The organism is Cellulomonas gelida (assembly GCF_006538725.1).
GTDB classification, from domain to species: Bacteria; Actinomycetota; Actinomycetes; order Actinomycetales; family Cellulomonadaceae; genus Cellulomonas; species Cellulomonas gelida.
The window spans coordinates 1-9,899 of sequence record NZ_BJLQ01000065.1 but is presented as its reverse complement, the minus strand read 5'-3'; the positions used below and the strand labels follow the sequence as shown (position 1 = coordinate 9,899).

General features: G+C 73.2%; 12 protein-coding genes. 11 read left to right on the top strand and 1 reads right to left on the bottom strand.

Annotated elements, in window-relative coordinates:
- The first annotated feature begins 281 nt into the window (after nt 1–281).
- From CGE01nite_RS16300 to CGE01nite_RS16265, 8 genes are read left to right on the top strand one after another with little or no spacing between them, the layout of a single operon-like run.
- Nucleotides 282–1,364 carry a substrate-binding domain-containing protein gene (locus CGE01nite_RS16300; RefSeq protein ID WP_048344159.1) on the top strand — a complete coding sequence of 361 codons (1,083 nt, stop codon included), beginning with the start codon at nt 282–284 and terminating at the stop codon, nt 1,362–1,364.
- Nucleotides 1,364–2,971, top strand: a complete 1,608-nt coding sequence (locus tag CGE01nite_RS16295) for a methyl-accepting chemotaxis protein (protein WP_141371727.1) — start codon at nt 1,364–1,366, stop codon at nt 2,969–2,971. Before CGE01nite_RS16300 ends, CGE01nite_RS16295 begins: the two co-directional genes overlap by 1 nt.
- Nucleotides 2,971–4,083, top strand: a complete 1,113-nt coding sequence (gene cheB, locus CGE01nite_RS16290) for a chemotaxis-specific protein-glutamate methyltransferase CheB (protein WP_141371726.1) — start codon at nt 2,971–2,973, stop codon at nt 4,081–4,083. Before CGE01nite_RS16295 ends, cheB begins: the two co-directional genes overlap by 1 nt.
- Nucleotides 4,080–5,042: a CheR family methyltransferase gene (locus tag CGE01nite_RS16285; RefSeq protein WP_082156515.1), complete on the top strand. Its 963-nt coding sequence runs from the start codon at nt 4,080–4,082 to the stop codon at nt 5,040–5,042. Before cheB ends, CGE01nite_RS16285 begins: the two co-directional genes overlap by 4 nt.
- Nucleotides 5,039–5,422, top strand: a complete 384-nt coding sequence (locus tag CGE01nite_RS16280) for a response regulator (protein ID WP_048344157.1) — start codon at nt 5,039–5,041, stop codon at nt 5,420–5,422. The genes CGE01nite_RS16285 and CGE01nite_RS16280 overlap by 4 nt, the downstream gene beginning before the upstream one ends.
- Nucleotides 5,419–5,907: a chemotaxis protein CheX gene (locus CGE01nite_RS16275; protein ID WP_048344156.1), complete on the top strand. Its 489-nt coding sequence runs from the start codon at nt 5,419–5,421 to the stop codon at nt 5,905–5,907. Before CGE01nite_RS16280 ends, CGE01nite_RS16275 begins: the two co-directional genes overlap by 4 nt.
- Complete coding sequence (locus CGE01nite_RS16270) at nt 5,904–6,269, top strand: response regulator (RefSeq protein WP_082156514.1); 366 nt, start codon at nt 5,904–5,906, stop codon at nt 6,267–6,269. Before CGE01nite_RS16275 ends, CGE01nite_RS16270 begins: the two co-directional genes overlap by 4 nt.
- Nucleotides 6,266–6,748, top strand: a complete 483-nt coding sequence (locus CGE01nite_RS16265) for a hypothetical protein (protein WP_048344155.1) — start codon at nt 6,266–6,268, stop codon at nt 6,746–6,748. Before CGE01nite_RS16270 ends, CGE01nite_RS16265 begins: the two co-directional genes overlap by 4 nt.
- A 132-nt stretch (nt 6,749–6,880) precedes the next feature.
- Here CGE01nite_RS16265 and rfbB read toward each other — a convergent pair whose 3' ends face one another.
- Complete coding sequence (rfbB, locus tag CGE01nite_RS16260) at nt 6,881–7,879, bottom strand: dTDP-glucose 4,6-dehydratase (RefSeq protein WP_048344154.1); 999 nt, start codon at nt 7,877–7,879, stop codon at nt 6,881–6,883.
- A 71-nt stretch (nt 7,880–7,950) separates the two neighbouring features.
- Between rfbB and rfbD the strand changes: the two genes are divergently transcribed.
- The 3 genes from rfbD to CGE01nite_RS17185 form a co-directional block, all read left to right on the top strand.
- Nucleotides 7,951–8,814 (top strand): dTDP-4-dehydrorhamnose reductase, encoded by an 864-nt coding sequence (rfbD, locus tag CGE01nite_RS16255; protein WP_141371728.1) that lies wholly within the window; start codon nt 7,951–7,953, stop codon nt 8,812–8,814.
- Entirely contained in the window at nt 8,811–9,422 is a 612-nt protein-coding gene (locus CGE01nite_RS16250; protein ID WP_141371725.1) for a dTDP-4-dehydrorhamnose 3,5-epimerase family protein, read from the top strand. Before rfbD ends, CGE01nite_RS16250 begins: the two co-directional genes overlap by 4 nt.
- 294 nt (nt 9,423–9,716) lie before the next feature.
- A partial coding sequence (locus CGE01nite_RS17185; RefSeq protein WP_218022640.1) for a hypothetical protein occupies nt 9,717–9,899 on the top strand: 183 nt, incomplete at its 3' end.

Sequence of the window (9,899 nt, the reverse complement as noted above, 5' to 3'; positions counted from 1 at the left end):
GGCCGAGGCCGCGACCGGGTCCGGCGAGATCGCCACGAACATCACCGGGGTCGCGACCGCGACGTCGTCGAACACGGACGTCATCGGGCAGATGAGCGCGTCGGTCTCGGAGCTCGCCCGGCTGTCGGCCGACCTGCGCGCACGCGTCGCCGCGTTCACGTACTGAGCACGCCCACGCCACGAGCACGCAGCACCCCACCCGCACGCACCACCGCGCCGGCCCCCTCCGGGGCCGGCCACCGACGGAGCCGGTCACCGGCGCGGAACGAGGATCCACCAGCATGTCCCCACGTACCACCCGCACCGCGGCGCTCCTCGTCGTCGGCGTCCTCACGCTGACGGCGGGGTGCGCAGGCGGCCCAGCGCTCGACGAGAAGCCGTCGGTCGGCATCGCGATGCCGACCACGAAGCAGCTGCGGTGGGTCGCCGACGGCGACAACCTCTCCGAGCAGTTCGGCTCGCTCGGCTTCGACGTGTCGATGCAGTACGCCGACGACGACGCCGACGCCCAGGTCCAGCAGATCGAGGAGATGGTGGACCAGGGCGTCGACGCCCTCGTCATCGGCGCCGTCGACGCGAGCGCCCTGACCGCCGTGCTCTCCTCCGCACGCGAGGCCGGCGTGTCGGTCGTGTCGTACGACCGGCTCATCGTCGGCGGGGCCGACGTCGACTACTACGCGTCGTTCGACAACCGCCGCGTCGGCACGATGCAGGCGAACTCGTTGCTCGAGGGGGTGGGCGTGCTCGACGCCACCGGCGAGCCGACGGGCGCGAAGGGTCCGTTCGCGATCGAGCTGTTCGCCGGTTCGCCCGACGACAACAACGCGCACGTCTTCTTCGAGGGCGCGATGGCCGTCCTGGCCCCCTACCTCGAGTCGGGCGTGCTCGTCGTGCCGTCCGGCCAGACGACGTTCGAGAAGGTCGCGACGCCCGGGTGGAGCCCGGAGACCGCTGCCGCGCGCATGGCCACCCTCCTCGGCCCGTACCGGGCCGGCACACGGCTGGCCGGTGTGCTCTCGCCGAACGACGGGATCGCCCAGGCCGTGCTGCCCGCCACCGCCGACCTCGGGTACCTGCCCGTGGTCACCGGGCAGGACGCGGAGATCCCCGCCGTGCAGTCGGTCGCCCGCGGCGAGCAGCACTCGACCGTCTACAAGGACACCCGCCAGCTCGCGGAGGTCACCGTGCAGATGGTCCGGTCCCTGCTCACCGGCGCCGAGCCGGAGGTCAACGACACCTCGTCGTACGACAACGGTGCCGGCGTGGTGCCGACGTTCCTGCTCTCGCCGCAGCTCGTCACCAAGGACAACTACCGCGCCGTCCTCGTCGACAGCGGCTACTACACCGCAGAGGAGATCGGCTGATGAGCGAGAAGACCGTGCGCCGGCGTGCGGCCTGGTTCTGGGACCGGTCGATCGCGGCGAAGTTCACCGTGGTGCTGCTCGTCATGGGCGGCACGTTCGCCCTCGTGGGCGGCGGGGGCGCGTTCGCGCTGCTGCGCAGCTCGCAGCAGCTCGACGAGATGGCCACCCTCAACACAGGCCTGCAGCGGGCGTTCACCCAGCTCCAGGTCGACCAGCAGCGCAGCCACCTCCTGGTCCGCCGGGCGGCGGAGGCCGACGTCGACACCCGACGCCAGCTCCTGACGTCCGCGGCGTGGGTCGACTCCGACGTCCAGGCCCAGCTCGCGGTGATCACCCAGTTCCCGCAGGCGTCCGGACCGCAGTGGGAGGCGTTCCTCGCGCGCTGGGACGCATGGCTCACGCTGCGCTCCGGGACGCTCGAGCCGCTCATCGAGGCGGGCGACACGGTGGGCTTCCGTGCCGCGGTGGCGTCCGACGTGGCCGGCGACCCCGACTGGGCGGGACGGGCGCTCGCGCTCGCGTCCGCGCAGACCGACGCGGACGTCGTCGCGATCCAGGAGACCGCGCAGGCCGAGATCCGGCAGACGATCGTGTTCCTCGTCTCCGGCTTCGTGCTCGCGACGGCCGCCGCGGTGACGCTCGCCGCCGCGACGATCCGACGCATCTCACGTTCCGTGCGCGACGTCGCGACGACGCTCGACGCGATGGCCGAGGGAGACCTCACGCACGAGGTCGCGGTCGCGGAGCGCGACGAGGTCGGACGCATGGCGTCGTCCCTCACGAGCGCGCAGTCCTCGCTGCGCTCGACGCTGCACGAGGTCGCCCGCACCGCCGCGGAGGTCGCCGACTCCTCGCAGCGGCTCGCCGGCTCGAACACCGAGGTCTCCGGGGCCGCGGGGGAGACGTCCGCGCAGGCGGGGGTCGTGGCCGCGGCAGCCGAACAGGTGTCGCGCAACGTGCAGGCGGTCGCGGCGGGTGCCGAGCAGATGGGTGCCTCGATCCGGGAGATCGCACAGAACGCCACCGAGGCCGCCAAGGTCGCGACGGCCGCGACGAGCATGGCGGCGCACGCCAACGACACGGTGTCCCGCCTCGGCAGCTCGTCGGCCGAGATCGGCAACGTCGTCAAGCTCATCACGACGATCGCGCAGCAGACCAACCTGCTCGCGCTCAACGCGACCATCGAGGCCGCACGTGCCGGTGAGGCCGGCAAGGGCTTCGCGGTCGTGGCCGGTGAGGTCAAGGAGCTCGCGAACGAGACGGCCAAGGCCACCGAGGACATCGCGCGTCGGGTCGAGGCGATCCAGCAGGACACCACCGGTGCGGTCGCGGCGATCGGCGAGATCGGCACGATCATCGCGAACATCAACGACTACCAGATGACCATCGCCTCGGCCGTGGAGGAGCAGACGGCCACGACCAACGAGATCTCCCGCGGCGTGGCCGAGGCCGCGACCGGCTCGGGCGAGATCGCCGCGAACATCGTCGGCGTCGCGACCTCGGCGGACCGCCAGTCGCACGTCCTGAACGGGGTCAGCGCACAGGTCGACGAGCTCGCCGCGGCGTCCGGCGTGCTGCGGGACCGCGTCTCGGGGTTCACGTTCTGATGGGGACCATCCGGGTGCTCGTCGTCGACGACTCGGTCGTCGTGCGGCGGCTCGTGTCCGACGCGCTCTCGCAGGCGCCGGGCGTCGAGGTCGTGGGCGTGGCCGCGAACGGCAGGCTCGCGCTGGCGAAGGTGGCGCAGCTCAAGCCCGACGCGGTCACGATGGACATCGAGATGCCGGAGATGAACGGCATCGAGGCCGTGCGTGCGCTGCGCGCCGCCGGGCACCGGATGCCCATCATCATGTTCTCGACGCTCACCGAGCGCGGCGCGGCGGCCACCCTCGACGCGCTCGCCGCGGGCGCCACCGACTACGTCGCGAAGCCGTCGAACGTCGGCAGCGTGCAGGAGTCGATCGCGCGCGTCAGCGACGAGCTCGTCCCGCGGCTGCGCTCGCTCGTGCCGGTCCCCGGCCTGGCCGGGGGAGCCCCGGCCACGCGCGGCACGCCGGCGCGGCCCGGTGCACCTGCCGCTCCCGCGGCGCCGCGTCGCGTCGCGACCCTGCGGCCCGCGCCGGCTCCGCACCTGAGCCGGCTCGTCGTCCTCGGCTCGTCCACCGGCGGGCCCGAGGCGCTGTCGCGCGTCCTGTCCTCGCTCGTCGCCCCGCCGTCGGCCCCCGTGCTCGTCGTGCAGCACATGCCGCCCGTGTTCACCCGTCAGCTCGCGGCACGGCTCGACCGGCTCGGACCCGCCACCGTCGTCGAGGCGGCCGGCGGCGAGCTGCTGCAGCCCGGGCACGTCTACATCGCCCCGGGCGACCGGCACCTCGAGGTGCGCCGCGCCGGCCCGCGCCTCGAGACCGTGCTCACGGACGCGCCCCCCGTGAACTACTGCCGACCCTCCGTGGACGTGCTCTTCCGCGCCGCGGTGCGCGCCGTCGGCGGCGACCTGGTCGCGGTCGTGCTCACCGGCATGGGCTCGGACGGGCGCGCGGGCTGCACCGATGTCGTCGAGGCCGGAGGCACCGTGATCGTCCAGGACGAGCCCACGAGCGTCGTGTGGGGGATGCCCGGCGCCGTCGCGCAGGCCGGCCTCGCGCACCAGGTGCTGCCCATCGCCGAGGTCGCGCCCGCCGTGGAGCGGGTCCTGCAGCCGGGGGGTCTCGTCGCATGAGCCTGACCCCCGAGTCCTTCGCGTTCGTCGCCGACCTCGTCGCGCGGCGCAGCGCCATCCAGCTCGCGCCCGGCAAGGAGTACCTCGTCGAGTCGCGGCTCCTGCCGCTCGCGCGCGACGCCGGCACGGACGTCAACACGTTCATCGCCGGGCTGCGCGCGCAGCCCACGTCCCCGCTCACCACGGCCGTCGTCGAGGCCATGACGACGAACGAGACGTCCTGGTTCCGCGACGGAGCGCCCTACCAGGCGCTGCGACGTGCCGAGCTGCCGCGTCTGGTGGCTGCGCGCGGCGGGGTCGGCCGGCTGCGCGTGTGGTCCGCCGCGTGCTCGACCGGCCAGGAGCCGTACTCGCTCGCGATGTGCCTGAGCGACGAGCTGCCCGCGGCCATGACCGCCGAGATCGTCGCGACCGACCTGTCCGAGCAGGTGCTCGCCCGCGCCCGCACGGGCCGCTACTCCCAGCTCGAGGTCAACCGCGGCATGCCCGCGCAGATGCTCGTGCAGCACCTGCGCCGCGTCGGCACCGAGTGGGAGGTCGCCGACGCGCTGCGCCGCATGATCACCTTCCGCGCGCACAACCTGCTCGACGTGCCCCCCGCGGGGCCGTTCGACGTCGTGTTCCTGCGCAACGTGCTCATCTACTTCGACGCGGCCACCAAGCGCGGCATCCTCGACCGGGTCCTGCGCGTGCTGCGACCCGACGGCGTCCTCGTGCTCGGAGCCGCCGAGACGACGCTCGGCGTCCACGACGGATGGGAGCGCGTGACGATCGACCGCACGTCGGTCTACCGCCCGCTCGGCGCGCCGAACCTGAGCTCCGTCCCCACGCCGCATCGCGCACCGCTCGCCCCCACGGGGACCGACGGTGCCCCGAGCCCGATCGGGCACACCCACCGCTCGGTGACATCGCTCGCCGCCACGACCCGCCCCACCGCCCCCGGAGGTCCCGTCCGATGAGAGCTCTCGTGATCGACGACTCGCGCACGATGCGCCGGATCGTCTCGGGCGCGCTGGAGAACCTCGGCTTCGAGACGATCCACGCCGAGCACGGGCGGGCCGCGCTCGACCACCTCGAGGCCGGTGAGCAGGTCGACCTCGCGTGCATCGACTGGAACATGCCGGTCATGGACGGCCTGACCTTCGTCACGGAGGTCCGCGCGAACCCCGCCTGGCGCGCCATCACGCTGATGATGGTCACCACCGAGAGCGAGCACGGCCAGATCGTGCGCGCGCTCGCGGCGGGCGCGCACGAGTACCTCATCAAGCCCTTCACCCCCGACGCGATCCGCGACAAGCTCGACCTGCTCGGCCTCGTCGCACTCGAGGAGCCCGCATGACCGCCACGACCGTCGACCACGACCAGGTCCACGCCATCGCGCAGGAGGTGTTCGCCGCGATGGTCGACGGCGACCTCGGCCTGCTCCTGCCGTGGGACGGCGAGCTGCCCGAGCTCAGCGACGCGGTCGTCGCCTGGGTCGACCTGCTCGGCGAGTGGTCCGGCCGTGCCGTCCTGGTGACCGGGCACGGCACCGCCGAGGACCTCGCGCGTGCCCTGCTCGGCCTCGCCGACGACGACGAGGTCTCCCGCGAGGACCTCGAGGACGCCTTCGGCGAGATCGCCAACGTCGTCGGTGGCAACCTGAAGTCACTGCTGCCGAACCACGGCACCCTCGGTCTGCCGCAGGTCGGGTCGGCCGTCCCGCCGCTGGCCGGGGCGGTCCGTGTCCAGCACCTGCCGCTGTCCTGGCGGGGCCGGCTGCTCGTCGTCGACGTGTGGTTCGCCGCCCCTGGAACCCTCACCACCCCTGGAGGAAACCGATGAGCATCAGCGTCCTGGTCGCTGACGACTCCCGCGTCATGCGGCAGATCGTCATCCGCACCCTGCGCCAGGCCGGCTACGACTGGGACGTCCGCGAGGCGTCCGACGGTGCCGAGGCGCTCGCCGCGGTCCGGGCCGAGGAGCCCGACGTGGTCCTGTCCGACTGGAACATGCCGAACATGACCGGCATCGAGCTGCTGCGCGAGCTGCGCCGGGCCGGGTTCCAGACGCCGTTCGGCTTCGTGACGTCCGAGGGCTCGCCCGAGATGCGCGCGACCGCCGAGGCCGCCGGTGCGCTGTTCCTGATCGCCAAGCCCTTCACCCCGGAGTCCTTCCGGGAGGTCATCGACCCGGTGCTCGCATGAGCGCGCAGACGCCCCTGCCGAACGCCAAGCAGGTCCGTGAGCTCTACGAGGGACTGATCGGGCGGGACATCACGGTCCTGACCGGCGGCGCGATGGTCGACCCCGCGGCGGGCGCGCTCGTCGGGGTGTACGTGGACCGGCTGTTCCAGCTCGTCGCGCTCACCCTGCTCGACGTCCCGCTCGCCGCGCGCCTCGGCGCCGCGCTCGGCCTCGTGCCCTCGCGGCTGTCCGACGAGGCCGCCGAGCTCGGCGCGCTGTCGACCACGCTCGCCGAGAACGCCGGCGAGATCCTCAACGTCACGGCGGCGCTGCTGAACGACGAGAACGCGCCGCACGCACGACTCGACCGCGTCTACCAGCCGGGCGAGCCCCTGCCCAACGACATCGCCCCGTGGGTGCTCTCCTACGTGCGACGCACCGACCTGACGATGGACGTCGCTGGCTACGGCAAGGGCTCGTTCTCCCTGCTGGTCGTCTGACGCCGGCCCGTCGACCACCGACCCGTTCGACCGCGCTGCTCGCCGGACCAGGCCCGCCCCACGCCGGCCCTGGTCCGGCCGCGGCTCGGCGGTGCCGGGCCCCGACCGCCTCTGGTCCGCCCGTGCGTGCGGTCAGGCCTGGCCGACAGCGGCGTACGCCGCCTCGACGCGCGCCTTGGCGGGCCGCCACCAGTCCTCGTTGCCGCGGTACCAGTCGACGGTCGCCTCGAGCCCGGAGCGGAAGTCGGTGAACCGCGGCGCCCAGCCGAGCTCGGCGCGCAGCAGCGTGGAGTCGATCGCGTAGCGCAGGTCGTGGCCGGCGCGGTCGGTGACGTGGTCGAAGTCGTCGGGCGCCCGGTCGAACAGCTCCAGCAGCGTGCGCACGACCTCGAGGTTGCTGCGCTCGCCGTCCGCGCCGATGAGGTACGTCTGCCCGACCCGGCCCGCCTCGAGGATCCGCCACACCGCGGTGTTGTGGTCCTCGACGTGGATCCAGTCCCGGACGTTGGCGCCCGCGCCGTAGAGCTTGGGCCGCACGCCGTCGATGAGGTTGGTGACCTGGCGCGGGATGAACTTCTCGACGTGCTGGTACGGCCCGTAGTTGTTGGAGCAGTTCGAGATCGTCGCCTGCACGCCGAACGACCGGACCCACGCGCGCACCAGCAGGTCGGAGCCGGCCTTGGTGGAGGAGTACGGCGACGACGGGTTGTACGGCGTCTGCTCGGTGAACCGCTCCGGGTCGTCGAGCTCGAGGTCCCCGTAGACCTCGTCGGTCGAGACGTGGTGGTAGCGCACGCCGTGCCGCCGCACGGCCTCGAGCAGCGTGTACGTGCCCACGAGGTTCGTCTGGACGAACGGCCACGGGTCGGCCAGGGAGTTGTCGTTGTGCGACTCGGCCGCGAAGTGCACGACCGCGTCGCTCCCACCCACGAGCCGGTCGACGAGCGCGGCGTCCGCGACGTCCCCCTGCACGACCTCGATCGCGTCGGCGACCGGCGCCAGAGACCGCACGTCACCCGCGTACGTGAGCTTGTCGAGCACCGTGACCTGCACGTCGGGTCGCTCGCGCACGGTCTGCAGGACGAAGTTCGATCCGATGAAACCGGCGCCACCGGTGACGAGAAGCCGCATCCGTCGAGCGTAGCGAGCCCTAGAGTGCTCCCGACCCGGGTCACCGGGCGAAACGGGAGAAACGAGGCGTGATGCGCTGGGTGGTCGTCGGGGCGCGAGGGATGCTCGGCACGGACGTCGTCGCGCGGCTGGAACGGCTCGACGAGGACGTCCTCGCGCTGGGCCGCCAGGACGTGGACCTGTCGTCGCCGGACTCGTGCGCGGCCGCGCTCGCGGGCGCCGACGTGGTCGTCAACTGCGCCGCCTACACCGCGGTCGACGACGCCGAGACGCACGAGGACGAGGCCTACGCGGTCAACGCGGTCGGTGCCGGGAACCTCGCGCGCGCCGCGACGGCCGCGGGCGCGCGCCTGGTACACCTCTCCACGGACTACGTGTTCGACGGGACCGCGACCGCTCCGTACGACGAGGACGCCCCCACCGCTCCGCGCAGCGCCTACGGCCGCACGAAGGCCGCGGGGGAGCGTGCCGTCGCGGAGTCGGGCGGCGACCACCTCGTGGTGCGCACCGCGTGGCTCTACGGCGCGCACGGCGCGTGCTTCCCGAAGACGATCGCCCGTGCGGCCCACGCGCGCGGCGCGCTCGACGTGGTCGACGACCAGCACGGCCAGCCGACGTGGACGGTCGATGTCGCGGACGTCCTCGTGCGCCTCGTCGCCACGGGCGCGCCCGCCGGGACGTACCACGCGACCTCGTCGGGTGCCACGACGTGGCACGGGTTCGCCCAGCGGGTCGTCGAGTCGGCAGGCCTCGATCCCGCGATCGTCGCGCCCACCACGTCCGAGGCCTTCGTGCGTCCCGCGCCGCGGCCGGCGTACTCCGTGCTCGGGCACCGCAGACTGGTCGAGGTCGGCGTCGCGCCGATCGGGAGCTGGGACGAGCGCTGGGCGGCCGCGGCCGCGGCCGTGCTCGCCGAGAGCGAGGAGCGCGTATGAGCTGGGAGCCGCTGGCGATCGAGGGCGCGTACCGCGTGACCCAACGGGTCTTCGGGGACTCGCGCGGGTCCTTCCTCGAGTGGTTCCGTGCCGCCGACCTCGAGGCGGCCACCGGCCGCGCGCTCGACCTGCGCCAGGCGAACCTGTCGGTCTCCGCGGCGGGCGTGCTGCGGGGCGTCCACTTCGCCGACATCCCTCCGGGCCAGGCCAAGTACGTGACCTGCGTGAGCGGCGCGGTGCTCGACGTGGTCGTCGACCTGCGCGTCGGCTCTCCGACCTTCGGCGCCTGGGACTCGGTTCTGCTCGACGACGAGTCCCGCGAGGCCGTGTTCATCTCCGAGGGCCTGGGCCATGCGTTCCTCTCCCTGCAGGACGGTTCCGTCGTGACCTACCTCTGCTCGGCGCCCTACGCGCCCGCGGGCGAGCACGGCATCGACCCGCTCGACCCCACCCTCGCCATCGCCTGGCCCACGGTGGGACGCGACGGCTCACCGCTGTCCCTGCTCCTGTCGGACAAGGACCGTGACGCCCCCTCGCTCGCCGCTGCGCTCGACTCCGACCTGCTCCCGCACCACGACGCCGTCCAGTCCTTCATCGCCACCCTTTAGCCACCACCCCACCTCACCCTCTCGACCCCCACCCTCGACCCCCACGCTCTCGACCCCCACGCTCTCGACCCCCACGCTCTCGACCCCCACGCTCTCGACCCCCACGCTCGCCCCCTGCGCGGGAGCCTCGAGGCCAAGCGGACCTGACCGTGCGGGAGCGTTGTGCGTGCGTCCGCGCCGGTCGCGGAACTCGTAGCGCGCACGCCCGGCCCGACCACCAGCCTCGCCACTGGCCCCGCCTCCGGCGACGGCCCCGACCCCGGTGGTCACGCGCGTGACGTCCAGGTCGAGGCGGTGCGCCTCGTGATGGTGGAAGTCGCACAGGAGCACGGCGTTGCGCAGATCGGATCGACCGCCGTCCCGGTGCCACCACGTCACGTGGTGCACCTGGCAGTAGCCCGGTGGGACGCCGCAGCCGTTCCAGGCGCAGACCCGGTCGCGCGCCACGACGGCCCGCCGCTGCGCCGGGGTGAACAT

Coding starts and splice junctions, on each gene's coding strand:
- rfbD (WP_141371728.1), top strand. CDS start 7,951: ATGCGCTGGGTGGTCGTCGGGGCGCGAGGGATGCTCGGCACGGACGTC.
- CGE01nite_RS16250 (WP_141371725.1), top strand. CDS start 8,811: ATGAGCTGGGAGCCGCTGGCGATCGAGGGCGCGTACCGCGTGACCCAA.
- CGE01nite_RS16265 (WP_048344155.1), top strand. CDS start 6,266: ATGAGCGCGCAGACGCCCCTGCCGAACGCCAAGCAGGTCCGTGAGCTC.
- cheB (WP_141371726.1), top strand. CDS start 2,971: ATGGGGACCATCCGGGTGCTCGTCGTCGACGACTCGGTCGTCGTGCGG.
- rfbB (WP_048344154.1), bottom strand. CDS start 7,879: ATGCGGCTTCTCGTCACCGGTGGCGCCGGTTTCATCGGATCGAACTTC.
- CGE01nite_RS16280 (WP_048344157.1), top strand. CDS start 5,039: ATGAGAGCTCTCGTGATCGACGACTCGCGCACGATGCGCCGGATCGTC.
- CGE01nite_RS16295 (WP_141371727.1), top strand. CDS start 1,364: ATGAGCGAGAAGACCGTGCGCCGGCGTGCGGCCTGGTTCTGGGACCGG.
- CGE01nite_RS16300 (WP_048344159.1), top strand. CDS start 282: ATGTCCCCACGTACCACCCGCACCGCGGCGCTCCTCGTCGTCGGCGTC.
- CGE01nite_RS16270 (WP_082156514.1), top strand. CDS start 5,904: ATGAGCATCAGCGTCCTGGTCGCTGACGACTCCCGCGTCATGCGGCAG.
- CGE01nite_RS16275 (WP_048344156.1), top strand. CDS start 5,419: ATGACCGCCACGACCGTCGACCACGACCAGGTCCACGCCATCGCGCAG.
- CGE01nite_RS16285 (WP_082156515.1), top strand. CDS start 4,080: ATGAGCCTGACCCCCGAGTCCTTCGCGTTCGTCGCCGACCTCGTCGCG.